Source organism: Fusicatenibacter sp. (genome assembly GCF_977045365.1).
This window is the reverse complement of record NZ_CDRRUH010000052.1, coordinates 1-24106: the sequence shown is the minus strand read 5'-3', so window position 1 is coordinate 24106 and position 24106 is coordinate 1. Positions and strand designations below refer to the sequence as shown.

At 50.0% G+C, this 24106-nt stretch carries 23 protein-coding genes and 1 pseudogene; 3 read left to right on the top strand and 21 right to left on the bottom strand.

What is annotated here, in order from left to right:
- The first annotated feature begins 560 nt into the window (after positions 1-560).
- A complete protein-coding gene (locus ACY2VW_RS11160; RefSeq protein ID WP_461878122.1) occupies positions 561-1976 on the top strand; it encodes an NCS2 family permease in 1416 nt (471 codons plus the stop codon).
- 98 nt (positions 1977-2074) lie between these two features.
- On the opposite strand, the pseudogene hisI reads toward ACY2VW_RS11160, so the two are convergent.
- The 14 genes and pseudogenes from hisI to ACY2VW_RS11090 form a co-directional block, all read right to left on the bottom strand.
- Positions 2075-2389 (bottom strand): annotated as a pseudogene (gene hisI, locus ACY2VW_RS11155) (phosphoribosyl-AMP cyclohydrolase); the annotation flags it as partial.
- Positions 2390-2444: 55 nt separating this feature from the next.
- Positions 2445-3035, bottom strand: coding sequence for an imidazoleglycerol-phosphate dehydratase HisB (gene hisB, locus ACY2VW_RS11150; RefSeq protein ID WP_022461873.1), 591 nt, complete (start codon positions 3033-3035; stop codon positions 2445-2447).
- On the bottom strand, positions 3036-4334 hold the full coding sequence (gene hisD / locus ACY2VW_RS11145; RefSeq protein ID WP_461878120.1) for a histidinol dehydrogenase: 1299 nt from the start codon (positions 4332-4334) through the stop codon (positions 3036-3038).
- Entirely contained in the window at positions 4331-4969 is a 639-nt protein-coding gene (gene hisG / locus ACY2VW_RS11140; RefSeq protein ID WP_022461875.1) for an ATP phosphoribosyltransferase, read from the bottom strand. Before hisG ends, hisD begins: the two co-directional genes overlap by 4 nt.
- A 21-nt stretch (positions 4970-4990) precedes the next feature.
- Positions 4991-6232 (bottom strand): ATP phosphoribosyltransferase regulatory subunit, encoded by a 1242-nt coding sequence (gene hisZ, locus ACY2VW_RS11135; protein WP_349192953.1) that lies wholly within the window; start codon positions 6230-6232, stop codon positions 4991-4993.
- Positions 6233-6339: 107 nt separating this feature from the next.
- Positions 6340-6888, bottom strand: a complete 549-nt coding sequence (locus ACY2VW_RS11130; RefSeq protein ID WP_461873200.1) for a Holliday junction resolvase RecU — start codon at positions 6886-6888, stop codon at positions 6340-6342.
- A 36-nt stretch (positions 6889-6924) separates the two neighbouring features.
- Positions 6925-7503, bottom strand: coding sequence for a signal peptidase I (gene lepB, locus ACY2VW_RS11125; protein ID WP_461878119.1), 579 nt, complete (start codon positions 7501-7503; stop codon positions 6925-6927).
- Positions 7500-8486: an RluA family pseudouridine synthase gene (locus tag ACY2VW_RS11120; protein ID WP_461878118.1), complete on the bottom strand. Its 987-nt coding sequence runs from the start codon at positions 8484-8486 to the stop codon at positions 7500-7502. The genes lepB and ACY2VW_RS11120 overlap by 4 nt, the downstream gene beginning before the upstream one ends.
- 12 nt (positions 8487-8498) lie before the next feature.
- Positions 8499-9116: a hypothetical protein gene (locus ACY2VW_RS11115; RefSeq protein WP_461873046.1), complete on the bottom strand. Its 618-nt coding sequence runs from the start codon at positions 9114-9116 to the stop codon at positions 8499-8501.
- A 51-nt stretch (positions 9117-9167) separates the two neighbouring features.
- The gene (locus ACY2VW_RS11110; protein WP_461878117.1) at positions 9168-11111 is read right to left on the bottom strand and encodes a YgiQ family radical SAM protein; all 1944 of its coding nucleotides are present in this window, start codon (positions 11109-11111) and stop codon (positions 9168-9170) included.
- Between the two features lie 3 nt (positions 11112-11114).
- Complete coding sequence (locus ACY2VW_RS11105; RefSeq protein WP_461873048.1) at positions 11115-11873, bottom strand: pseudouridine synthase; 759 nt, start codon at positions 11871-11873, stop codon at positions 11115-11117.
- Positions 11870-13243 (bottom strand): RsmB/NOP family class I SAM-dependent RNA methyltransferase, encoded by a 1374-nt coding sequence (locus ACY2VW_RS11100; protein WP_461878121.1) that lies wholly within the window; start codon positions 13241-13243, stop codon positions 11870-11872. The genes ACY2VW_RS11105 and ACY2VW_RS11100 overlap by 4 nt, the downstream gene beginning before the upstream one ends.
- Before the next feature lie 24 nt (positions 13244-13267).
- On the bottom strand, positions 13268-14080 hold the full coding sequence (locus ACY2VW_RS11095) for a GTP pyrophosphokinase (protein WP_461878116.1): 813 nt from the start codon (positions 14078-14080) through the stop codon (positions 13268-13270).
- Between the two features lie 158 nt (positions 14081-14238).
- Positions 14239-15699: an aminoacyl-histidine dipeptidase gene (locus ACY2VW_RS11090; RefSeq protein ID WP_461878115.1), complete on the bottom strand. Its 1461-nt coding sequence runs from the start codon at positions 15697-15699 to the stop codon at positions 14239-14241.
- A 77-nt stretch (positions 15700-15776) separates the two neighbouring features.
- Here ACY2VW_RS11090 and ACY2VW_RS11085 point away from each other — a divergent pair, with 77 nt between their 5' ends.
- Positions 15777-16727 (top strand): nucleoside recognition domain-containing protein, encoded by a 951-nt coding sequence (locus tag ACY2VW_RS11085; protein ID WP_461873050.1) that lies wholly within the window; start codon positions 15777-15779, stop codon positions 16725-16727.
- Here the strand turns inward: ACY2VW_RS11085 and ACY2VW_RS11080 are convergent.
- The 4 genes from ACY2VW_RS11080 to ACY2VW_RS11065 are packed head-to-tail and all read right to left on the bottom strand — an operon-like array spanning position 16701 to position 18865.
- Positions 16701-17324: an ATPase gene (locus tag ACY2VW_RS11080; protein WP_461873051.1), complete on the bottom strand. Its 624-nt coding sequence runs from the start codon at positions 17322-17324 to the stop codon at positions 16701-16703. The two genes, ACY2VW_RS11085 and ACY2VW_RS11080, sit on opposite strands and share 27 nt — an antisense overlap.
- 11 nt (positions 17325-17335) lie before the next feature.
- Positions 17336-17848: a pantetheine-phosphate adenylyltransferase gene (gene coaD, locus ACY2VW_RS11075; RefSeq protein ID WP_055265195.1), complete on the bottom strand. Its 513-nt coding sequence runs from the start codon at positions 17846-17848 to the stop codon at positions 17336-17338.
- Positions 17845-18423, bottom strand: coding sequence for a 16S rRNA (guanine(966)-N(2))-methyltransferase RsmD (rsmD, locus tag ACY2VW_RS11070; protein WP_461873052.1), 579 nt, complete (start codon positions 18421-18423; stop codon positions 17845-17847). Before rsmD ends, coaD begins: the two co-directional genes overlap by 4 nt.
- A 40-nt stretch (positions 18424-18463) precedes the next feature.
- Positions 18464-18865, bottom strand: a complete 402-nt coding sequence (locus ACY2VW_RS11065) for a methylglyoxal synthase (RefSeq protein ID WP_022461890.1) — start codon at positions 18863-18865, stop codon at positions 18464-18466.
- A 295-nt stretch (positions 18866-19160) separates the two neighbouring features.
- Here ACY2VW_RS11065 and ACY2VW_RS11060 point away from each other — a divergent pair, with 295 nt between their 5' ends.
- On the top strand, positions 19161-19382 hold the full coding sequence (locus ACY2VW_RS11060) for an alpha/beta-type small acid-soluble spore protein (RefSeq protein WP_022461891.1): 222 nt from the start codon (positions 19161-19163) through the stop codon (positions 19380-19382).
- Positions 19383-19494: 112 nt separating this feature from the next.
- On the opposite strand, the gene ACY2VW_RS11055 is transcribed toward ACY2VW_RS11060, so the two are convergent.
- From ACY2VW_RS11055 to ACY2VW_RS11045, 3 genes are all read right to left on the bottom strand, one after another.
- Positions 19495-20001, bottom strand: a complete 507-nt coding sequence (locus tag ACY2VW_RS11055) for a DUF6465 family protein (protein ID WP_461878114.1) — start codon at positions 19999-20001, stop codon at positions 19495-19497.
- 263 nt (positions 20002-20264) lie between these two features.
- Positions 20265-22319, bottom strand: coding sequence for an ATP-dependent DNA helicase RecG (gene recG / locus ACY2VW_RS11050; protein ID WP_461873055.1), 2055 nt, complete (start codon positions 22317-22319; stop codon positions 20265-20267).
- 18 nt (positions 22320-22337) lie between these two features.
- Complete coding sequence (locus ACY2VW_RS11045; RefSeq protein WP_461878113.1) at positions 22338-24017, bottom strand: DAK2 domain-containing protein; 1680 nt, start codon at positions 24015-24017, stop codon at positions 22338-22340.
- Between the last annotated feature and the right edge of the window lie 89 nt (positions 24018-24106).

Sequence of the window (24106 nt, the reverse complement as noted above, 5' to 3'; positions counted from 1 at the left end):
CTTGGATCCGGCAACCTTCTGCAGTCCTTCACTCATCAGCTTCATTCCATATAAGAAGAAGCCCAGACCGCCCATCAAAGACACTATTACACTCATATTCTTTTTTCTTCCTTGTCTTTTTCTGATATCTTTAAAAAATCTCTGTCAAGGTATTTTCGCATTTTGGTCTCAATATTTTACATTTCCTTAACGCAGATTTTACAAGACACCTTTTTTATCATAAAAGAAATTATGACATTTGTCTATAGAAAAATTAAAAATTTCGACAAGAAATTTTCAGATGTTACAGTTCACTGGTACCCAGTGAACTGTAACATTCGCAGCCCTCATTTAAAGTTTTGCTTCGCAAAAGGAGGGCTGCTCACACCTGAATCATGTTCTTACGCAACGAAACAGCAAGTGTTTCACTGCTGAGTGAACAGTAATTTTCAGATTCTTTTCGCTTCTTTCTTGCATTCTACTTGATAATATTGTAACATTTAGGATGCTTCCATATTATGGGGCGACATTTCCGCCCACAAAAATCAAAAGGAGAGAAAACTATGGAAAAGTTTAGCAAGCTGATGGAAAACACATTCAAGCTGCGGGAAAATGGAACGACGGTCAAAACCGAGATCATCGCCGGTGTCACCACGTTCATGACAATGGCGTACATCCTCGCTGTCAACCCGAACATCCTTTCCGCAACCGGCATGGACCACGGCGCTGTTTTTACCGCAACGGCTCTGGCAGCCTTCCTTGGCACCCTGCTCATGGCACTTTTCGCCAATTATCCATTCGCTCTGGCACCAGGAATGGGCCTCAACGCCTATTTCGCCTACACCGTTGTTCTCGGCTACGGATACAGCTGGCAGGCAGCCCTGACCGCTGTTTTTGCAGAAGGTATCATCTTTATTGTACTTTCTCTGACCAACGTCCGTGAGGCGATCTTCAACTCCATTCCGATCAGCCTGAAATCTGCAGTCAGCGTCGGCATCGGTCTGTTCATCGCATTCATCGGACTTCAGAATGCAAAAATTGTACTGCCGAACTCTTCAACCGTGGCAGGCCTCTATTCCCTGTCTTCCTACAACGCCAACCTGCAGTCTGCAGCCACATTAAACGGAACAGAGTATGTGGCAGGAACGTTTAACGATGTCGGAATCACCGTTCTGCTCGCAGTCATCGGTGTTATCCTCACCGCCGTTCTTGTCGTACGCAATGTAAAAGGAAACATCCTCTGGGGAATTCTTGCAACCTGGATCCTCGGCATGATCTGCCAGGCATGCGGTCTCTACGTTCCGAACCCGGCAAACGGCTTCTACAGCCTGTTCCCGGATTTTTCCAACGGACTTTCCATTCCAAGCCTTGCCCCGATTTTCGGAAAACTGGATTTCTCCATTCTGAAAACAGGAGAGTTCTTTGTGATCATGTTCGCATTCCTGTTTGTCGATATGTTTGATACCATCGGAACTCTGATCGGTGTATCTTCCAAGGCAAACATGCTCGACAAAAGCGGAAAACTTCCGCGCATCAAGGGCGCGCTGATGGCAGACGCTGTTGCTACCTGCGCAGGTGCTGTTCTTGGTACTTCTACCACAACGACTTTCGTTGAGAGTGCTTCCGGCGTTTCCGAAGGCGGCCGTACCGGTCTTACCGCTGTTACCACTGCAATCCTCTTCGGCCTCGCTCTGTTCCTCTCCCCAATCTTCCTTGCCATCCCGTCCTTTGCAACGGCTCCGGCACTGATCGTGGTAGGCTTCTACATGCTGACCAACGTAGTCAACATTGATTTCAGCGATCTTTCCGAGGCGATTCCGTGCTACATCTGCATCGGAGCTATGCCGTTCTTCTACAGCATTTCCGAAGGTATTGCCATGGGAGTTATCTCCTACGTTGCAATCCAGATCCTGAGCGGAAAAGCAAAAGAGAAAAAGATCAGCGTGATCATGTACATCCTGGCTGTTCTGTTTATCTTAAAATACCTTCTTCTGTAATGGCGTTTTAACGATACAGAACCGCATAAAAAGGCTCCTGTCCCACAGATTTTATTCTGTAAAACAGGAGCTCTTTTTATGCTCTGCATCAGAAATTTTTATTCTGCCAGGATCCGGTAAAAGCAGGTGCGGTTTCCGGTGTGGCACGCTGCGCCGACCTGTTCTACTTTGGCAAGGATTGTATCGTTGTCGCAGTCGATCAGAAGCTGCTTTACATACTGCACATGACCGGAGGTCAGTCCCTTCGTCCAGAGCTCATTGCGGCTTCTGCTCCAGTACGTCATTTTTCCAAGGCGCAGTGTCGTCTCAAATGCTTCCTCATTCATGTAGGCGAGCATCAGCACTTCGTCATTTTCCGCATCCTGTACAACAACCGGAACCATGCCGTCGCTGTTTGTCTTAAAATCCGCCCAGGTAAAATCACATTTTAATGCTTGTTCCATCTCTTGTTCTCCTCTTTTTCTGCTCTTACAGGCTGCCCTTGGTCGAGAGCACGCCGGCAATTCTCGGATCGAAGGAAGTTGCCTCATCGAGTGCCTTCGCAAATGCTTTGAACATCGCCTCGATGATGTGGTGGTTATTTCCGCCGTCAAGCACTTTGATATGCAGATTCATCTGCGCCGCATAGGAAACGGCGTAGAAGAATTCTTTTACCATCTCGGTCTCCATCTCTCCTACTTTCTCCCGCGTAAATTCTGCCTGGAAAGAGAGATACGGTCTGCCGCAGAGGTCAACGGCCGAGAGCACCAGTGTCTCGTCCATCGGAAGGATTCTGTCGCCGTAGCGGCGGATGCCCTGTTTGTCGCCGACTGCCTCGCGGATTGCAGTTCCGAGCACGATACCGGTGTCCTCGATCGTGTGGTGGCCGTCTACATCAAGATCTCCGTCTACAGAAACGGAAAGGTCGAAAAGACCGTGGCGGGCAAAGCCGTCGAGCATATGGTCAAAAAAGCCGATGCCGGTGTGGATGTCGCTCTTTCCCGTTCCATCCAGATTTAATGTCATGCGGATCTTTGTTTCTTTTGTCACGCGTTCTACGCTGGCTGTTCTGTTCTCCACTTACTCTTCCCCCTCAAAACGGACGGCAATCGAATTGGCGTGTGCCGTCAGGCTCTCTGATTTTGCAAAGCTCTCGATATCCTCGTGGATCTCGGAAAGGGCTTCTCTGGAATAATAGATGATGCTGGATTTCTTCACGAAATCGTCTACGGACAGCGGGGAGAAGAATTTTGCGGTTCCGTTCGTCGGCAGGATATGATTCGGGCCGGCAAAATAGTCACCGAGAGGCTCGCTGGAGTTCTCGCCGAGGAAAATAGCACCGGCGTTATGTACCTTCATCATATCCTCAAACGGGTTCTTCGTCACGATCTCGAGGTGCTCCGGTGCGATGGCATCTACGGTGTCGATCGCTTCCTGATGCGAATCGGTGACAAGGATGTAGCCGAAGTTGTCCAGTGATTTGGAGATGATGTTGCTTCTGGAGAGGACTTTTAAGAAACCGTCTACCTCTTCACTTACCTTCTCTGCCAGTTCCTGGGAGGTGGTAATGAGGATCGCACTTGCAAGCTCATCATGCTCAGCCTGGCTTAAGAGGTCGGCTGCCACGAACCGCGGATTTGCAGTCTCATCAGCAAGGACAAGAATCTCACTTGGGCCTGCGATGGAGTCGATGCTGACATTTCCGTATACGGCTTTCTTTGCAAGGGCAACGTAGATGTTTCCAGGTCCTACGATTTTATCGACTTTCGGAATGCTCTCGGTTCCGTAAGCAAGGGCTGCAATTGCCTGTGCACCGCCGATTTTAAAGACGCGGTCCGCACCGGCTTCTTTTGCTGCCGCAAGGACAACCGGGTTGACTTTTCCGTCTCTGCCGCACGGCGTTGTCATGCAGATTTCTTTGACTCCTGCCACTTTTGCCGGAAGAATGTTCATCAGAACGGAGGACGGATACGCTGCCTTTCCACCCGGAACGTATACGCCGACACGGTTCAGGGCAGTCAGCTTCTGGCCAAGCATCGTTCCGTTCTCGGTGGAGGTGAACCAGCTGTTCTGTTTCTGTTTTTCGTGGAACTCACGGATATTTTTCATGGATCTGCGGATGACACCGATCAGCTCCGGATCTACGATGTTGTACGCTTCATCAATCTCTTCCTGTGTTACTTCTACGGTAGAAGCATCGAGTACCGCATGGTCGAATTTCTCGGTATATTCGAAAACGGCTGCGTCTTTTCTTGTTTTTACATTCTCAATGATCTCCTGCACGGAAGCCTCGTACGTTCCGTACTGTGTCGGGCTTCGTTTCAGCATATTCTCCAGAATATTTTCTGTGGTCTCTTTTGTCAGTTTTACGATTCTCATACCAGTGCTCCTTTCAGATCCTGAATTAATTTGGTAATTCTCTCATTTTCCATCCGCATGCTCACCTGGTTGACAACCATGCGCGCAGACAGCGGGCAGACCTCCTCGAGAACGGTCAGGCCGTTTTCCCGTAACGTGCTTCCTGTCTCTACAATATCCACAATCACTTCGGAAAGTCCGACAATCGGTGCCAGCTCGATCGAGCCGTTCAGCTTGATCATCTCAACGGTCTGGTGCTTACGATTGTAGAAGTAATCCTTGGCAATGTTCGGATACTTCGTTGCCACACGGATCTGCTGGTTGTGCTGCAGCAGCTCACGCGCGGATTCCGGTCCGCAGACACACATGCGGCACTTGCCGTAGCCAAGGTCCAATACCTCGTAGAGGCGTCTTCCTTCCTCCAGAATCGTGTCCTTTCCGACGATTCCGATATCCGCTGCGCCGTACTCCACATAGGTCGGCACATCCGGACCTTTGGCGAGGAAGAAACGGAGCTTATGCTCTTCGTCCGTGAAAATCAGCTTTCTCGTATCTTTATTTTTCATTTCATCGCAGGTGATGCCGACTTTTTCCAGCAGCTCCAGCGTCTGGTACGCCAGGCGTCCTTTTGTCAGTGCAATGGTCAAATATCTCATCTTTTTCGTACCCTTCCTCTCCTACAGCTCCACCGGCTGTACTTCTCCTGTCGACAAATCGATGGCAAGCACCGAATCGCTCTTCTGAATATAGACAATGCCGCCGAACTGGTTCTTTCTGCCGTATTCTTCATAATCTGCAAGAACCTTGTCCCTTGCAAAGCAGACCAGAGCGACATCCATGCCCTTGCTTCTGTGCTCGTTGGCAAGTTTTACGGCCAGCGGCTGAAGGAAATCCGGGTAGAGCAGCATCGTTTTCGTATTGGCAATCGGAAGAGAAATTTTCTGGCGCTCCAGTGCATTCATCAGAGATTCCATGACAGTACAGAATCCGATCGCCGGCGCTTTCTTTCCGAAGTGCTGCAGCAGTGCATCGTAGCGGCCGCCTTTTACGATCGGCTCGCCGGTGCCGTAGGTGTAGGCCTGGAAAATAATACCGGTGTAGTAATGGAATTTGCTTAAAAGGCCGAGATCGAAGAAAACGTATTTTTCATAGCCGTAATCTTTAACGATCTCATAGATCGTAGCCAGACGATCGAGTGCCTCTCTTGCCGCCGGATTTCTTGTAAGGCCTTTTGCCTTTTCGAGAATCTCTGCATTTCCGAACAGCTGCGGAACATCACGGAGTGCTTCAAACAGATCACTTCGAAGGTTCTGTTTTGCCAGCAGCTCCTCGGCGCCAAAATGATTTTTAATGGAAATCAGTTCTTTTAATTCGTTCAGAACATCCTCGGAGAGAGCAGCTTCCTCGGCGAGCGCCTGGAAGAAACCTACGTGGCCGATGCTGATCTGGAAATCGGTAAGACCGGCATCCAGCATAACTTTTACGGTCATCGCAATGATCTCTGCGTCTGCCATTGCGGAATCATCGTTTAAGAGCTCGACGCCCATCTGGGTGGACTCTTTTAAGCGGCCCTGATAGCTGCTGCTGTTGACGAAGCTGCTTCCTCTGTAGCAAAGGCGGATCGGCATCGTCTCTTCCATGAAATACATGGAGGCTGCGCGTGCAATCGACGGGGTAAAGTCCGGGCGGAGCACGAGGGTGTTGCCATCGCGGTCAAAGAATTTGTAGAGCTCGCGGGACGGTGTTGTTCCCACTTCTCTTCCGAATACATCAAAAAACTCGAACGTCGGTGTTTCAATATCCTGATATCCAAACGCATGAAATACCTGCTCAATCTGATTCTCCAGGTATAATTTTTTCGTACATTCCTGATTGTAGACATCCCGGACGCCTTCCGGGGTATGAATTAATCGATCCATGTTTTGTTGTCCTCACTTTTTCGCTTTAGTTCGCTACCATATTACCATACTGAATTTAAAACTATGGTTAGTATATAGGAAAACATTTTCCCTGTCAACCCAAAATTTTAATCCGCTTTCGAATCCCGTATCTCCAGATCCTTCTGGATTCCGTTCAGGTACGGGACGAGAACGCCGCTTCCCGTTCTTGGAAGGAAGAATGACGTTTCAAGCTCGGTGTAGGAAAAATGCTTCTTTCCGCCGTTCTGTCCACGGTCCCAGAAGGTTTTCATCGTCTCATACCGCAGGTAATAATATTCGTCCCGCTCCGTAAAATACAGCAGCAGGAAGGAAATCCCCCCCTGCTGCTCGAAATCTTTCATAAACGTGACCTGGTGCTCGTGGATGTTTGCGAGCGGAAAGGAATCCGTTTTGCACTCTTTGGCATCGAAGCAGACGGGAATGCCCTGTACAGCGCCGATGTAATCAACGGTACTCTTCTTTTCAAAATAAGCCAGCGTGATGTGTCTGCTCTCCTTATCTATTTTGATCGGGGTGATCGGCGTCGGCACCTTCTGGATCAGTGCCAGATGCTTGTCACGGTACTGCTCGTTTGTGCGGTTGATCATTTCCTCCAGCGTTGATCCGCGGAGTCCCCTCGATGTCCATGCCATAATTCCTGTCCTCGTCTTCGTTCTTTTTTTGTTCTTTTCTTATTCAATCAGAGAAATCTTGCTCAGCGGCCAGTAGCGCAGAAAGGCCTTGCCGATGATCTTGTCTTTCTCTACGTACGGATTCAGCCAGTAGCGGGAATCCTTTGATACGTTCCGGTTGTCGCCGAGCATAAAGTAGCAGCCCTCCGGCACCTCATACGGTCCGAAATCGCCGACCGGTGTTTCCGGGCAGAAATCATCGCGCAGCGGCTCGGTAGAATCGTTGATATACACCTTTCCGCCGCGGATCGTAACCGTCTCTCCCGGCAGTCCGATGACGCGCTTGATAAACTTCTGCTTCTCGTCGTCCGGATAATAGAAAATAACGATGTCATACCGCTGCGGATCGCTCTTTACATAAGCAAGGCGGTTACCGAAGATCTGGTCTCCGGTCATAATCGTGTTTTCCATGGAAGGAGACGGGATTCTTGCGTTGATGACAATGACCTGCTCCACAAAAACGACGACTGCCACGACAATGACGATCATTTTTACATATTCCCAGATTTCCCGTCCGATGCTCGTCTCCTCCGTTTTTCTTGGTTTTGTTTCTTTCTTTTCGTTGTCTTTTCGGCTCATAATCCTTCTCCCGTCAAATGTTCTCCCTGCAAAATCCGGCGCACGGATGATGGCAGGGGCGCTGTAAAGGTTTTTCCGGACAGATCCGATAAGGTGCCCGTAAGCTCTGGAAATACCGCCTTCCACGAATGGAGAAGCTGGTATTTCAGTCCGTATTTTTCCCGGAAGCGGCGGTTAAACTCCGCATCCCCGTATTTCGTATCTCCCGCAAGCGGATGACCGATGCCCGCGAGATGGCTGCGGATCTGATGGCTCTTTCCGGTCACCAGCTCAACCTCCAGCAGCGTACAGCCTCTTCCGGCACAGAGCGGCCGGTATGCGGTTTCTATGTAAACAGCATCTCCCTGCTGCTCTCTCTGAATCGAAACACGGTTTGTCCTCTCATTTTTTGTGAGGTATCCGCGAATCCGCTCTGTCTCTGTCACGGTTCCTTTTACAACCGTCAGATAGTATTTTCCAACGGCCCGCTCTGCGATCAGTTCTGAAAGCTGCTGCGTCGCCGCAACGGTTTTTCCGGCAAGAATCAGACCGCTGGTGTTCCGGTCCAGACGATTGCAGAGTCCGGCGCGGAACATGGTCTCCTCCCCGGCATTTTTTCCCGAAAGATAGGCGCCGAGCGCTTCGGTAAGGCTCACATCCGTCTCTTTCGCCTTCTGTGAGAGGACACCTGCCGGCTTGTTCAGGAAAATTACTTTTTCGTCTTCATAGACGATATCCAGCTTCGGATACTTTACCGGTTTTCCAGCCGCCGGTTTTTCCGGTGTTTTCCGAAATTTTTCGATGGTCTCTTCCGCCAGATACAGCCGGATCGTATCGCCTGTTTTCAGCTTTTCACTGCCGTCCGCCTTTTTCTGGTTCAGCACAATGTTTTTCTTTCGCAGCATTTTATAGAAGAAGCTCTTTGGCGCCTCCTCCATATATTTGGACAGATATTTGATGAGCTGCTGCGCGCAGTCTTTTTCTGTCACGGTCAGTTCTCTCATAGCAATGGTCTCCTACAGTGCCAGCGCCAGCATCGTGTGTTTCACCAGTTCCGTGCGGGACAGATCCGGGTACCGTTCATCCGGTTTGAAGTTTTCACTGGCGCTCTTTTCCAGCTCATCGTAGTTGCGGTTCAGGGAATCGAGGCGCTCCAGAAACGCTTTTTCCCGGTCAAAAATCTTCACATGGCATTTGTAGCCGTTGGCACGGATGATCTTGTTCAGATACGTAGTGCAGTCCTCGATCTGCTTCTGGTCTTTGGCGCGCGAGGTGTAGCAGGCGATCTCCTCACCGCAGAACGCCGCTGCTTCGATCATCAGACTCGATTTTTCCTGTGTGACATACATTTCATATCCCATCAGCAGTTTTCCTTTTTTTGCCTCAATGGCATCGTACACTGCTTTGTCCACTGGCTTTTGCATAACCATCATGATAAAACCGACGGCGGCGCGGCAGCCCGGCAGACAGCCTACTACGGCGACAACCGTAAAAATGTTGCTCTTGTTTCCGTCTGCAAGCACAAGTCCGACAATAAAAACGATGGCCGGAAGGACGAACAGTCCCAGTGTCACAAGCAGTCTTTTTTTCTTTTCCCGGCGGATATAGCCGTAATCCCCTTTTCTGATCTTCATTCTTCTGTCATTTCCCTTCTTCGATAAGATCCCCGCTCATCTTCTGCGTGTTTATTTCTTTTTGTGCACGTTGCGGAGCGTCTTTTTCGGCCGTCCGCCTGTTTTGGCTTTTCCCTGTCCGGAACGGTCATTCGCCGTCTTCTGGCCAAAGCCTTTTCCGCTGAAACCTTTTCCTCTTGACGGCTTTCCTGCCTCCCCGGCCATCTTTCTCGGCCGTACGAGACATTTCGGTCCGAATCCGATCAGATCCTCCCGGTGTGTCCGGCGCAGTGCCTCGCAGACGAGCTCATAGTTCTCCGGATTCCGGTACTGAATCAGCGCACGCTGCATCGCCTTCTCATGCGGCGATTTCGGCACGTAGACCGGTTCCATCGTCCGCGGGTCAAGGCCGGTATAGTACATACAGGTGGAAAGCGTGGAAGGCGTCGGATAGAAATCCTGTGCCTGCTCCGGGATAAATCCCATATCGCGGATGTACTCGGCAAGCTCCACCGCATCCTCCAGGTCACAGCCCGGATGGGACGACATAAAATACGGAAGTGCGTATTGCTGCTTACCCGTCTTTTTATTGCAGACATCGAAGCGGCGGATGAATTCCTGATACACTTCGTGGCGCGGTTTTCCCATATAGGAGAGCACACGGTTCGAAACGTGCTCCGGCGCAACGCGGAGCTGGCCGCTGACGTGATCCTTTACCAGCTCGGAAAGGAACGTCTGGTCTTTATCGGCCAAGACATAGTCAAAACGGATACCGGAGCGGATAAAGACTTTCTTCACGCCCGGAATGTCTTTTAATTCCCGCAGCAGCTTCACATAATCTCTGTGATCCGCCACCATATTTTTACACGGCTCCGGGAAGAGACAGTTCCGGTTCGGGCAGGCGCCTTTGGTGAGCTGCTTTTTGCATGCCGGACCGCGGAAATCCGCCGTCGGGCCGCCGACATCGTGAATATAGCCTTTAAATTCTTTTTCCTGTACCATCTGCCGTGCTTCCGCCAGAATGGATTCGTGACTTCTTGTCTGCACAACACGTCCCTCATGGAATGTCAGTGCACAGAAGCTGCAGGAACCAAAACAGCCGCGGTTGCTTGTCAGGCTGTATTTGATTTCCCCAAGCGCCGGCACGCCGCCGTCTTTTTCATAGCTTGGGTGGTAGGCACGCATATACGGAAGGGCATAGACATCATCCATCTCCTGCTCCGTCAAAGGGCGGGAAGGCGGATTCTGTACGATATAACCCTGTCCTTCATACGGCTCCGCCATCGGCTTCGCATTGATGGCATCAGTATTTTTATACTGGATTGCAAAGCTTTCAGCATACGTGCGCTTGCTCTCCCGCACCTCCTCAAACGACGGCAGCACTACCGGATCGATCAGGTGATCCAGCGTTTTGCTCCGGTAAACGGTGCCCGGAATAAAAGTGATATCATGAACATCGATTCCTGCAGCAAGGGCATCAGCAATCGCTACGATCGAAAGTTCTCCCATTCCGTACGAAATCAGATCCGCACCCGAATCGAGAAGAACGGAGCGGCGTACCTGGTCGGACCAGTAATCGTAATGTGCCAGACGGCGGAGCGATGCCTCGATGCCGCCGAGGATCATCGGTGTATGTTTATACGTTCTCCGGATCAGATTGCCGTACACGGTAACCGCGCGGTCCGGCCGTTTTCCCATCACGCCGCCCGGTGTAAAAGCATCGACTTTTCGGTGCTTTTTCGCCACAGTATAATGATTGACCATGGAATCCATATTTCCGGAGGAGACAAGAAAGCCAAGACGCGGTTCACCGAAAATCGAAATGCTGTTCTCGTCCTTCCAGTCCGGCTGGGAGATGATGCCGACGGAATAGCCGTTCGCCTCAAGTACGCGGCTGATGATCGCCGGGCCGAACGAGGAATGGTCCACGTAGGCATCTCCGATGACATAGACAAAGTCAAACTGTTCGATTCCCCGTTCCTTCATCTCTTCTCTTGTAATTGTTAAAAAAGGCATGCTTTACTTTCCTTTCTGTGTTTCGGCGTCCGCTATGCCAAGCGCCGCTTTTTCTTCCTGCGTCAGGAGACGGGCACTGCCCTTTGGCAGACCCGGATCAAGTTCCAGGCTCCCCATCGACAGCCGTTTCAAATAGATGACCGTTTTTCCGACCTTCTCAAACATGCGCTTAATCTGGTGGAAGCGGCCCTCACAGATGGTAATGCGGATCCGGCTTTCAAAGATGCCCGGCTCTTTTTCTGTCGTTTCCAGAATCGTAAGTTCCGCCGGGAGCGTCGGCTTGTCGTCTCCGATATCGAGTCCTTTGGCAAATGCCTGCCGGTCTTCTTCTGTCACTTTTCCGTCGATCACAGCCTCATACACTTTTGAGACATGCGATTTCGGGGAGAGCAGCCGGTGGGAAAGGGCTCCGTCGTTCGTGATCAGCAGCAGTCCTTCGGTATCCTTGTCGAGCCGTCCGACCGGAAAGAGGTCTTTTCTTGCCGCATCACTTAACAAGTCGAGCACGGTCCGGTCGCGGCGGTCTTCCGTTGCAGAGACGACACCAGCCGGTTTGTGGAGCATCCAGTATTCCATTTTCACATAGGAAATGCTGTTTCCGTCCACAGTCACCTGCGCTTCATCCGGGTCGACTTTCAGTTCCGGGGCTTTTGCTGTAATTCCGTCTACGGCCACCCGTCCCTTCCGGATCAGGGCCTTTACTTCCTGGCGTGTTCCCACACCCATGTCCGCCAGATATTTATCGAGTCGTAATTTACTCATACCATCCGCCATCCTGCATAATATTTATTCTTTAACGTTCCGTTGTTTATTTTTCCCCAGCCGAGCGGAAATTCATCCAGGCACACAAGCACCCAGCCCTTTTTCCCCTGACACTCTTCCTCGGAAAACGAGAGTGTCTCACCCTTTAAGTAGCGCATGACACGGTCATCTCCCTTGGGAATGGTCAGACACGAAACGTATTCTTCTTTTTTCAGATACGCCGCCAGCGCCTGGGACGGCTCGAAGCGGTTTTTCTTTACGGTGCCAAGCGAAAGTCCGGTCCGCAGATAGCGCAGACCCTTTGCCGCACAGACACCTTCCGGCAGAAAATAGAGCTGATCTTTCACAAGGGCAAACGAACCATTCTTCCAGTCCATGCGCACGCCAGCAAGAAACTCTTCCGCCTCTTTCGGCAGCTTCTTTGTCGTTTCCAAAAGACGGGACGGCTGCCGTTTCCGGCTCTCTCCCTGCTTTTTCAGGAGCGCCACGAAATGGCCTTCTCCCTCCATCCGCTGCGGGAAAATATGAACGCACCGGGAAAGATCGCGGCCATTCACGGATACTCCCGGCGCAAACCCTTCGTAACCCGGGGTAATTTCCTGCACTTCCATATCCGGATGCGCATCCAGCAGCCCTGCGATGACCTCTTCGTTTTCCTTTACAGAAAACGTACAGGTAGAGTACAGCAGCTCTCCGCCCTCTGCAAGCATCTGATACGCCTGCTCGATCAGTTTTTTCTGGATCGGCACATAATGCTCCGGCCCATTTTCACTGTAGTAGCGCAGCATTGAGCTCTCTTTTCGGAACATGCCCTCCCCAGAGCACGGCGCGTCAAGAAGGATCTTGTCAAAAAAGGCCGGATACAAGGTTACTAATTTTTCCGGATCCTCGCTCGTCACGAGAAGACGTCCCACTCCCTGGATTTCCAGGTTGCGCAGCAGCGCTTTCGCCCGCGAATTGCTGATATCGTTTGCCAGCAGCATGCCGCCCTCACTGATCCGGCTTCCCAGCTCCGTTGCCTTTCCGCCCGGTGCCGCACAGAGATCGAGCACACGGTCATCCGGCTCAATTGGAAGGCGGGATGCCGGTGTCATCGCACTCGGCTCCTGCAGATAATACAGGCCCGCATAGTAATCGGCATCCTTTGCCGGATTGCACCTCTCTTCATCGTAATAAAATCCATTGGGGATCCACGGAACCTTCTTAAGCGGAATATCTGTCCGCCCAAGAAACTCTTCTGTCGAAATTTTTTCGTTGTTTACCCGCAGTCCTCTATGTACCGCCTCGTCAAATGTCTTGCGGTATGCTTCGTATTCTTCCTCACCGAGCAGCTGTTTCATCTCCTGCTCAAAGGCTTCCGGCAGTGTGATCATATCCGTTTATCCCCTTTTGTTCTAAAGTTCGTCTGTAATTGCCTGTGCGCGGTATCCCTCTGCAATCAGATCCAGCTCTTTGTGGAACCGTTTTAACTCCTGCAGATCGTTCTGCGCATAGATGTGATAAAACTCATCCTGAATTTTTTCTACTTCGCGTTTGTTCGTCACTTTATAAAGATTCTCGATATTGTTCAGGATATCCGTGATCAGATTCCGCTGCATCTGGGATGAATTCTGTGCGTCCATAATCTCACTCCGCACAGAGGACATCTCATTATCCAGCACAATGATCGCCTTTGCAGCTGCGCTTAAGCGCTCCCGGATGTGATCCGGAATGTTTGCCTTATATTTGTACTGCAGCGAGTGCTCAATCGTCGCCCAGAAATCCATCGCCATCGTGCGGATCTGGATTTCCACCTGGATGCGCTTCGGCCCGTTCATCGTCTCCACAGTATAGTAAACAATGAGGTGATAGCTCCGGTAGCCGCTGTCCTTCATGTTGCGGATATAGTCTTTCTCGCTCTTAATCTCAATATCCGACCGCTTCTGAATCAGGTCGGCAACCTTTTCGATATCTTCAACGAACTGGCAGATGATGCGGATGCCAGCGATATCCTCCACCTGCTCCTCCATCTCTTCGGGCGCAATGCCCTTTCTCTGCATTTTTTCCAGAATGCTGGAAACACTCTTCACACGGCCGCTCACGCTCTCGATCGGCGAGTACAGCCCTTTTCCATGGTGCTCCTTGATCAGATGCCGGAATTTCACCTGTAATTCCTTAACAGCCAGCTCGTATGGTTCCAGAATCTCATGCCATAACAGTATATCCATGTCCCCTAATCTCCTTTTTTGCTCCTGCTTTCAGCCATTTTTCTTATCGGATGGTAAACGCTTTGGAAATTCAATCCCCACCCTGTTACTTTATGCCTGTCTTTTCTGTTTTATGACTGTTTTTCAGAAACTTTTTTGAAATAGACACGGGCAGTTTTTTATGCCTGCCGTTTCGAAAGCTGCTCCAGAACGCGGCACAGGTACTGATATGTTCTCTCCACGGAGGAAATTGAAAGCCGCTCCTCGGTCGTGTGGATTGCTTTCATGTTTGGGCCGAAAGATACACAGTCAAGACCGGAAAGCTTTTCGTAAAACAGACCGCATTCCAGTCCGGCATGAATCGCTTCCACTGCCGGTTTCTGTCCATACATGGCTTCATATTCTGCCACCATCAGATCGCGGAGGGCAGAATCCTCTTTGTACTCCCATGCCGGGTATGCGCCCTCTACATGGAACTCACCGCCCAGGAAACCGATCAGATACTCCAGCTTGTCGGAAAGTGCTTCTTTGGCACTTCCCACGGAGCTCCGCACGCTCGCACACGCATGCAGATGATCCGGCTCCATTTTCAGAATGCCGAGATTCAGGGATGTCTCCACCAGTCCCGGGATCTGGCCGCTCATTTTCTGTACACCGTTCGGAAGGTTCATCAGGAAAAAGACGGTTTTCTGCAGGCTGACCGGATGAAGTGCCGGTGCAGCGCCCTCGCCTGTTTTCTCTACCGTAACAGTAATACCGTCATCTGTTCCGCTGTACTCTCTGCGGAGGTTTTCGGTGAAGCGTGCTGCTTCCTCTTTTAAGATCTCTTTCTCTCCGCCGTCGATGGCAAGAAGCATGCGGGTTGTCCGCGGAATCGCGTTGTCTTTTAAGCCGCCCTCCAGCTCGATCAGGGCATAATCCATCTTTCCTGCCAGTTCGTACAGGAAACGGCCCGCCAGAATGTTGGAGTTGGCATGGTTTTTGTGGATTTCCGTACCGGAATGGCCGCCGGCAAGACCGGAAATCGTTACTTCCATCTGCTCACCCATCACTTCGTTTCTGCGCACCGGCAGATCCATCATGGCCGTCATACCGCCTGCGCACGATACGGTGAGAATGCCTTCCTCTTCAGAATCCATATTTAACAATGTTCTTCCCTTTAATTCATTCCCGTTTAATGCTGCTGCGCCGAGCAGTCCGATCTCTTCATCCGTCGTAATCAGCGCCTCGATGGCCGGAAGCTGCAGATTATCCGATTCCAGCACAGCCAGCATATAGGCAACGGCAATTCCGTCGTCTCCGCCAAGCGTCGTGTCCCTGGCATAAATCTCATCGCCGTCGATGTGAAGCTCAAGGCCGTCCTTCGTAAAATCGTGGCTGCTGCCCGGCTTCTTCTCGCAGACCATATCACAGTGGCCCTGCAGAATCACAGTCGGAGCCAATTCACATCCCTTCGATGCCGGACGGCGGATAATCACGTTGTTGGATGCATCCTGATACCAGGATAATTCATGGTCCCTTGCAAACTGAACCAGATAGTCGCTCACTTCTTTTGTGTTTCCGGAGCCGTGCGGAATGCGGCAGAGCTCTTCAAAATAATAAAATACCCGTTCCGGTTTTAATCCTGCTAATACGCTCATTTTTTTCTTCTCCCATCTTCTTTTTTTCAAAGCTTCGTCATACTCTATTTTAGAAAGCGGGAGGAGGTTCGAACGTCATGAAAAAATCACTTTTATTTCTCTCTTCCCTGCTTCTTTTTTTCTGTCTTCTTATCTTTCCCGCGCGGACTTTTTTCTATGCCTGCGAGGGTGTCAATCTCTGGTTTCATACCATTCTTCCGTCACTTCTGCCGTTTCTGATTCTGACATCTCTTCTTCTGGAAACAGGAGCCGCGCGGCGGATCCCTGCCCGTGCAGAAGTTTTTTTTCAAACGGTTTTCGGTCTTTCCCCGGCTGGGTTTTATGCACTTTTTCTCGGTCTTTTCTGCGGTTTTCCCATGGGAGCGCGCATCACTGCCCAGCTCTATGAGGCAGAAGAAATTGACCGGAACGAAGCGTGCTATCTTTTAACCTTCTGCAGCAGTCCAAGTCCTGCTTTTCTGTCTTCCTATGTTATCTTAACTGCGTTTTCCGGACAGATCCATCCCGGGTTCGTCTTCGGCGTGCTCTACGGTTCCAATTTTCTGACTGGTTTTCTGTTCCGGCTTGTTTTCCGCCGCTTCCGCCTGCACCGACACACCGCCCATCGGACACATTCCGTGGAAAAAAAAGAGATGTCAAAACAGACTTCCAAAGGAAACCTGCTGGACACCTCTATCATGAACGGATTTGAAATCATTACACAGCTTGGCGGATACATCATCCTGTTTTCCATTCTGTCCGGACTTCTGATGGATCTGCATCCGTTTGGTTCCGCCTCGCCCCTGCTCTGCGGCGTGCTGGAAATCACGACGGGAATCGCACAGCTTGCCGCGTCCTCTCTTCCTTACGCCGGAAAAGTCTCTGCTGTCCTTACCTGCGCCGCCTTCGGCGGTCTCTCTGTCGCTGCCCAGACAAACTGTATGATCCATAACAGCGGTCTGCCCCTCTGGCCTTATCTTGCCGGGAAGCTCTGCTGTGCTGCTTTCGCAGGAACGCTTGGTTTATTCCTCTTCGCTTTCCTCTTCTGATGCCGGATCATATTCCGGTACGACAACTTCTTCCTCTGGCTGCTCTTCTTCCGGAGCCCCCTGCGGGGAGAGCTCATTTCTGTTCTGAACAACGGTATTGTAGCAGCTTGTCAGGGATTCTACAAAGCTGTTGTATTTCTCTCCTGCATCGTTTAATGCAGTCGTCATAATATTGCTTAAGCTGGCAAGCATATCATCGGTATATCCGATGGCACCGAGACGGATGCTGTTGGCATCGTTGGTTGCAGCGTCCAGGATTTCCTGTGCCTGCTGGTTTGCATTGTTGACGGTCTCATTTGCCTGTGCGTATGCTGTCTGCATCACTTCACTCTGCTCTACCATCTCTCTTGCCTTTGCCTGTGCCTCTGCAATGATGGCATCTGCCTTGTTCTGTGCATCTGCCAGAATCGCATCTTTGTTGCTGATGATCTTCTGGTACCGTTTGATCTCATCCGGTGTTTTCAGACGGAGCTCACGGAGAAGCTCTTCTAATTCTTCTTTATTTACAACAATTTTGGTGGTAGACAGAGGCTGATATTTACAGCTCTCCACATACTCCTCAATTTCTTCGATGATCTGTTCAATTCTGCTGCTCATTTTAATTCTCCTTATCTTTTATCCTGCGGCATTCCTTCTGAATTTCGGGCGGCATACTTTGCGCGGATTTCTTTTTCCACAAAATCCGGAACAAATTTGTGAATGTCGCCGCCAAAAGCAGCTACTTCTTTTACTACCGTGGAGCTGAGGTACGCATACTCCAGCGAGGTAATCAGAAACGTGGTATCTACTTCCGGTTCCAGAACGCGGTTCGTCTGTGCCATCTGCAGTTCATATTCAAAGTCTGTGATCGCGCGGAGTCCGCGGACGATCGTATGCGCCTGGCATTCCTTCGCAAAATCAACAGCGAGCCCGCTGAAAGAACGGACTTCGACATTTGGAATGTCCTGGGTCGCTTTCTTTAGTATATTAACACGTTCTTCCACAGAAAACAACGGAGATTTTGAGGAATTATGTAAAACTCCCACGATTACGCGGTCAAAAAGCTTGGATGCACGCAGAATGACATCCAGATGACCATACGTTACAGGGTCAAAAGTTCCCGGGTATACGGCTGTCTTCATGATTCTTTTACTCCTTCGTGTTTGCTTTTCGGGGTAAGGAATACATGGACATTTGTCTTATAGATTTTTTTCTTCAGAATTTCGTATCCGGCATCCTCCGCCCAGTCGAAATCAGTATTCAGCGATGCTTCTACAACAATTAAGGTATCCTCACCGATAAAAGAGGCGTCGCGGAACGCATACAGCACGTCCTTTTCCAGTCCCTTATCGTATGGCGGGTCCATAAAAATGCAGTCAAAAGGCTCCTGTCCCTGAAGCGACTGCAGAGCTGCATGCGCTTCCATGGGCAGGAGCACTGCCTGCTGTTCCAGCTTCGTAAATTTTAAATTCTGCCGGATACAGTCTGCTGCTGCTTTGTTCTGCTCTACGAACCACGCGCGCTCGGCGCCGCGGCTCAAGGCCTCGATTCCGATCGCCCCGCTTCCGGCGAACAGATCGAGAAAGCGCGCATCCGGCAGATACGGCTGAAGCATATTAAATAAGGTTTCTTTGATCCGGTCCGTCGTCGGCCGGGTCTGTCTGCCGGGAACCGTCTTTAATGGAAGACTCCGGCATTTTCCTGCTATTACTCTCATGTTGGTCTTATTTTCGTCCTTACTGTTTTTGTTTGATGGATCAGTCGGCTTTCAACTGCTCTCTCCAGTCCAGATCTCCTCTTGCAAGTCCCAAAATCAGAGACTCCGCAGTTCCGATATTTGTTGCAATCGGGATATTGTACTGGTCGCAGGTACGGATAATTTTGTAGACATCCGGCTCTTTCGGATTGATCATCGTCGGATTGTAAAAGAAAATTACCATATCCATATCGCCGCGTTCAATCATCTCGGTAAACTGTTTGTCTCCGCCTACGCTTCCAGGCAGAAACTTGTGTACATGAAGATTCGTCACCTCTTCAATCCGCCGTCCGGTTGTTCCGGTGGCGTACACCTCATGTTTCATGAGGATTCCCTTGTATGCAATACAGAAATCCTCGATCAGACTCTTCTTGCTGTTGTGTGCTATGATTCCAATATTCATTACTGCAAACCGCCCCTTCTCCTGTTTTTACTACCATGTACAGCAATTATAACAAATTTATTTTTAATACGCAATTCTTTTTGTGAATTTTTTACACAGTTTTTATATCTTTTTCTGCCGTTCCATTTTTCCTTCTTCTTTTACTTTCTCCGCTTTTCCGGAAAAAATACAGAATCTGGAAGTTTATTTTTATTTTCTTTCCACATACTATGACCGTAGCAGAACAGATGAAAACGCATCCGGATCTGCTTCACAGCAGCTTTTAACAAGCACAAAGATAAAGGAGGGAATGAACATGGCGAATCGTTCATCGAATACCGCAGCAGTACCAGAAGCAAAAGGCGCTCTGGACAAATTCAAATTTGAGGTGGCAAGCGAACTCGGCGTGCCGCTCAGTGATGGCTACAACGGTAACCTGACTTCCAAACAGAATGGTTCTGTCGGAGGTTATATGGTCAAAAAGATGATTGAGCAGCAGGAACGCCAGATGTCCGGCGGTTCTTCTGGCCAGTACTAATCATCCCGGTATAACATCCTGATGCCGGAACAGGCATCAAAAAGCGTGAGCTCTTTTCTTTTCGGAAAAGCTCACGCTTTTTTCTTGCTCCCGCAGAGCTGGTACATAATACTTACAGATCAATGCTTCCGGTTACATCATCATTGATTACGTAGTAAGCAGTAAATTCCTCCGGTTTCACATAAACCTTCAGGCTCTTTAATTCCTCTGCTTTCTTGCCATATCCTTCGGTCCAGATCTGCTGGATTCTCTCGTACAGATCTTTCTCCTTGATTTCTCTTCCGCCGAACTGCAGAATCATCTCCTGCTCCGCTTCTTTCTTTGCTGCTTTTGCAGGTGCTTTTTTCTCTGCCGGCTTTTTCGCTGCTGCTGGTTTTTTCGGTGCAGCCGCTTTCTTGGTCGTTGTTTTCTTTGCTGTTGTGCGGGTTGTTTTTGCAGCTTTTGCTGCCGGTTTTTCTTCTGCTTTTGCAGGTGCTTCCACTGCTGCTGCAGTTTCCTTTACAACTTCTTTTACAGCTTCTTTCTCTGCTGCGGTTGTTTTTTCTGCTGCTTTGGTCTCTACTTTTACTGTCTCGTTCTCTGCTGTCTTAGCCTGGGCAGCTGGTTTTTTCTTTACCATATCTGTTTCCTCCCATTTGGACCGGCCCTGTATGTTTTGGAAAAGCCGTCCTGCAAACTATCATTCAGGCGAACGCTTGACACCCACGGTCCGCACATTTTTTGATTCCTTGTTTATGATACATGAATTTTTTTGTCATTTCAAGTAATATCTGATTTCGCACGAATTTTCCACGAAATTGTACCGTCATTTTCCACACTATCCAATCAGGCCGTTATTTTTATCTAATTTTGCATTTTAAAACCGGATTTTTTTGTAATTTTTCACAATCCAATGTCGTGGTTTTCCAGATCAAGATACGATTTCATTACCTTTTTCAGCAGTTCATGCTCCGGTTTTTCAAAATAAGGATCGTCGGCAAGCAGTTCTGAGGCCGCCTCACTCGCTTTCTGCAGGATATCGGCATCCCGGAAAATATCTGCCATCTGGAATTCCATATCCCCGCTCTGGCGCGTTCCCAGCAGATCGCCGCTGCCGCGCAGTTTCAAATCTTCCGAAGCAATATAAAACCCGTCGTTCGAATGATTCAAGATTTCCAGACGTTTGGCAGTCTCCTGATCTTTGTTTCCGCGGATGAAAATACAGTAGGACTGATGCTCTCCTCTTCCGACACGTCCGCGGAGCTGATGGAGCTGTGCAAGGCCGAACCGTTCGGCATTTTCCACCATCATCACCGTCGCATTCGGCACATTGACGCCGACCTCCACGACTGTCGTCGAGACGAGTACCTGGATTTCTCCGCTGGCGAACCGCTCCATGATCTCGTTTTTCTGCGCCGCCTTCATCTGCCCGTGCAGCATCTCTACTGTGATGCCCGGCAGCTCTTTTTTCAGGATCTGTGTATAGTCGGTGACGTTTTCCGCTTCCAGACCCTCGCTTTCCTCCACCATCGGGCAGATCACATACGCCTGACGGCCCAGTTCGACCTGACGCGTGATAAAGCGGTAAGCTTTTGGACGGTAAGACGTATCCACCACACAGTTTTTGATCGGCAGACGCTTCGCCGGAAGTTCATCAATCACAGAAATCGAAAGATCTCCGTACAGAATGATAGCCAGGGTTCTTGGAATCGGCGTTGCACTCATGACGAGAACATTCGGCGGTTCCCCTTTTTCGGCAAGTGCCGTTCTCTGCCGGACACCGAAGCGGTGCTGTTCGTCTGTGATGACAAGCGCCAGATTTTTGTACTGTACCTTTTCCTGGATCAGCGCATGTGTGCCGATCACCATTTTGCAGCTTCCGTCTTCCAGACTGGCATAGATTTCCCGGCGTTCTTTTGCTTTCGTGGATCCAGTCAGAAGGTGGGGATTGTATTCCGTCAGATTGTTTTCTTTCAGCAGTGTGCAGAGCGATTCATAGTGCTGCCGCGCCAGAACCTCCGTCGGAACCATCAGCGCCGACTGGTAGCCGTTCTCGGCTGTCATAATCATTGCAAGAAATGCCAGAATCGTCTTTCCGCTTCCGACATCCCCCTGTACCAGCCGCGCCATGCGGGTATGGCCTTTTAAATCCCGCTCCAGTTCGCCCCACACGCGCATCTGTGCATTCGTGAGACGGTACGGCATATTTTCGATGACTTCCTCCGTCTTCCAGACGGCGCGGATCGGGAACGCATTGGTAATTCCCTCCGTCTGCTCTTTTAACTGCCGCAGGGACAGGATGAAGAGAAAAAACTCTTCGAACACAATTCTGCGCCGCGCCGTTGCCAGATGCTCCTGGTCTTTTGGAAAATGAACCTCATGGAGGGCATAATTGATTTCACAGAGTTCATACCGGGCACGGATTTTCTCCGGCAGATAGTCCTGCGCAGGTGCGCATCGTTCCAGCACCTGTGCGACGGCCTTGCTCACCATCTTGTTCGTGAGACCGGCTGTCAGCCCATAAACCGGCTGAAGACTTGCCAGAAGCTCATGGTATGCGGCAGGAGTGAAGATTTCCGGCTGTTCCATCACGAGACGGCCTGATTTTTCCTGTATCTTTCCGCGGAAGATAAAAACACTGCCTTTCTTCAGCGTGCTCCGCAGAAACGGCATATTAAACCAGGTAAGCTGCAGCCGCACCGGCTCCTCGTAGAGTTCCAGGACAACGACGCTCTTTCTCTGGTTTCCTTTTACCGACGGACTGTGGACAATTCTTCCGTATACCGCATTCTTTTCCTCTTGTCTGCATTCGCGAAGGGGAACCGGCTCTGCATAGCAGTCATAATCTCTTGGATAATAATGCAGAAGCTGCTGCAAATTGTAGATTCCTACTTTTGCAAACAGCTTCTCCGTTTTTTCACCGATCCCCTTCAGTGTTGTCAGGGATTCCGTATTCATATTTTTCTTTCCTTACTCTTATTCAACCGAAACGACACAGTAGTAAATCGGCTGTCCGCCATAGTTTACTTCCACATCGCAGTCCGGATATGCCTGCTCAATCTTTTCGCCAAGGCTTTCGGCATCTTCCTCACTCATATCTTCACCGTAGTAGATGCTGATCAGCTCGCTGTCCTCATCGACCATGGCGCGGATGGTTTCTTCTGCAACGGCAAGAATATCCTGTCCGACAGCGAGAAGTCCGTGATCGCCAAGTCCCATGATGTCGCCTTGATGGATCTCTTTCTCATCGATGTGGGTATCACGTACCGCGTACGTTACCTGACCGGTTTTTACCATCTGGATGCCCTCTGTCATGGCCTCCTCGTTCTCTTCTGCAGATTTCTCCGGCACATAGCTGATCATGGCTGTGATGCCCTGCGGAACGGTTTTGGTCGGAACAACGATGATATTTTTGTCCTCGGTCATGGCTTTTGCCTGATTTGCTGCGAGGATGATGTTTTTGTTATTCGGCAGAATAAAGATATTCTTTGCATTGACCTTCTCAATTGCAGTCAGCATATCCTCGGTGCTCGGGTTCATGGTCTGACCGCCCTCGATCAGGTAATCAACACCGAGTCCCTGGAAGATCTCTTTGATTCCCTCTCCGATGGATACGGCGATGAATCCGTTCTCCTTCGGCGGCTGTTTTGCTGCTTCTTTTCTCTTCTTATCTTCCTCTTCCTGCTGTGCTGCGATCTTTTCTGCGTTCTTGATCAGGCGCTCCTGATGCTCCTCACGCATGTTGTCGATCTTCATTCTGGTCAGCTGTCCGTACGTCAGCGCCTTGGAAATTGCTTTTCCAGGATCGTTGGTATGTACGTGTACCTTAACCAGCTCGTCGTCTGCAACAAGAACGATCGAATCTCCGATTCCGTTCAGGAAATCTTTGAATGCATAAACCTCTTCATCCGGAAGCGGGTTTTCCAGCATAATGATAAACTCGGTGCAGTAGCCGAATTTGATTTCTTTTTCTGTCTCTTTGGACGGTCTGACAAATTCTGTCTTTGCTTCCGGCATCTCGAAATTCAGATCGATCTCTTTTCCGAGGAACGCGTCATATGCGCCCTGCAGTACGGTTAAGAGACCCTGTCCGCCGGAATCCACAACGCCTGCCTCTTTTAATACCGGCAGCATCTCTGGTGTCTGGGAGAGCACGTACTCTGCATGCGCGAGAACGTCCTCGATGAATGCGTTCAGATCTTCGCTTTCCGGTGCAAGCTCTGCTGCTTTCTCTGCTGCTCCCTTTGCCACGGTCAGGATGGTACCTTCTTTTGGCTTCATAACGGCTTTGTATGCAGTCTCGACTGCTTTTTCCATTGCCTCTGCAAGAATCTCTGCATTCAGCTCTTCATAGTCGCGGATCTTCTTGGTAAAGCCACGAAGGAGCTGGGAAAGAATAACGCCGGAGTTACCTCTGGCACCGCGCAGAGAACCGGAAGAGATTGCCTTGGAAAGGTTGTACATGTTCACTTCTGTGAGCGAATTTACTTCCTTGACTGCGGACATGATCGTCAGCGTCATATTGGTACCTGTGTCGCCGTCCGGTACCGGGAACACGTTCAGCTCATTGATCCACTCTTTCTTTACTTCCAGATTTTTTGCACCAGCCAGAAACATTTTTGCCAGTAAGCCGGCATCAATTGTATTTGTAGCCACTTTCTTCATTTCCTCCTATTACCATCAGTCGATGACGCGAACGCCTTCAACCAGGATGTTGATTTTTTCAATTTCCATTCCGGTGAACT

Bases quoted from the DNA above. Each gene is read 5' to 3' on its own strand.
- hisD (WP_461878120.1), bottom strand. From the start codon at position 4,334: ATGAGAATCGTAAAACTGACAAAAGAGACCACAGAAAATATTCTGGAG.
- hisG (WP_022461875.1), bottom strand. From the start codon at position 4,969: ATGAGATATTTGACCATTGCACTGACAAAAGGACGCCTGGCGTACCAG.
- hisZ (WP_349192953.1), bottom strand. From the start codon at position 6,232: ATGGATCGATTAATTCATACCCCGGAAGGCGTCCGGGATGTCTACAAT.
- lepB (WP_461878119.1), bottom strand. From the start codon at position 7,503: ATGAGCCGAAAAGACAACGAAAAGAAAGAAACAAAACCAAGAAAAACG.
- ACY2VW_RS11120 (WP_461878118.1), bottom strand. From the start codon at position 8,486: ATGAGAGAACTGACCGTGACAGAAAAAGACTGCGCGCAGCAGCTCATC.
- ACY2VW_RS11115 (WP_461873046.1), bottom strand. From the start codon at position 9,116: ATGAAGATCAGAAAAGGGGATTACGGCTATATCCGCCGGGAAAAGAAA.
- ACY2VW_RS11110 (WP_461878117.1), bottom strand. From the start codon at position 11,111: ATGCCTTTTTTAACAATTACAAGAGAAGAGATGAAGGAACGGGGAATC.
- ACY2VW_RS11105 (WP_461873048.1), bottom strand. From the start codon at position 11,873: ATGAGTAAATTACGACTCGATAAATATCTGGCGGACATGGGTGTGGGA.
- ACY2VW_RS11095 (WP_461878116.1), bottom strand. From the start codon at position 14,080: ATGGATATACTGTTATGGCATGAGATTCTGGAACCATACGAGCTGGCT.
- ACY2VW_RS11090 (WP_461878115.1), bottom strand. From the start codon at position 15,699: ATGAGCGTATTAGCAGGATTAAAACCGGAACGGGTATTTTATTATTTT.
- ACY2VW_RS11085 (WP_461873050.1), top strand. From the start codon at position 15,777: ATGAAAAAATCACTTTTATTTCTCTCTTCCCTGCTTCTTTTTTTCTGT.
- ACY2VW_RS11080 (WP_461873051.1), bottom strand. From the start codon at position 17,324: ATGAGCAGCAGAATTGAACAGATCATCGAAGAAATTGAGGAGTATGTG.
- coaD (WP_055265195.1), bottom strand. From the start codon at position 17,848: ATGAAGACAGCCGTATACCCGGGAACTTTTGACCCTGTAACGTATGGT.
- rsmD (WP_461873052.1), bottom strand. From the start codon at position 18,423: ATGAGAGTAATAGCAGGAAAATGCCGGAGTCTTCCATTAAAGACGGTT.
- ACY2VW_RS11065 (WP_022461890.1), bottom strand. From the start codon at position 18,865: ATGAATATTGGAATCATAGCACACAACAGCAAGAAGAGTCTGATCGAG.
- ACY2VW_RS11060 (WP_022461891.1), top strand. From the start codon at position 19,161: ATGGCGAATCGTTCATCGAATACCGCAGCAGTACCAGAAGCAAAAGGC.
- ACY2VW_RS11055 (WP_461878114.1), bottom strand. From the start codon at position 20,001: ATGGTAAAGAAAAAACCAGCTGCCCAGGCTAAGACAGCAGAGAACGAG.
- recG (WP_461873055.1), bottom strand. From the start codon at position 22,319: ATGAATACGGAATCCCTGACAACACTGAAGGGGATCGGTGAAAAAACG.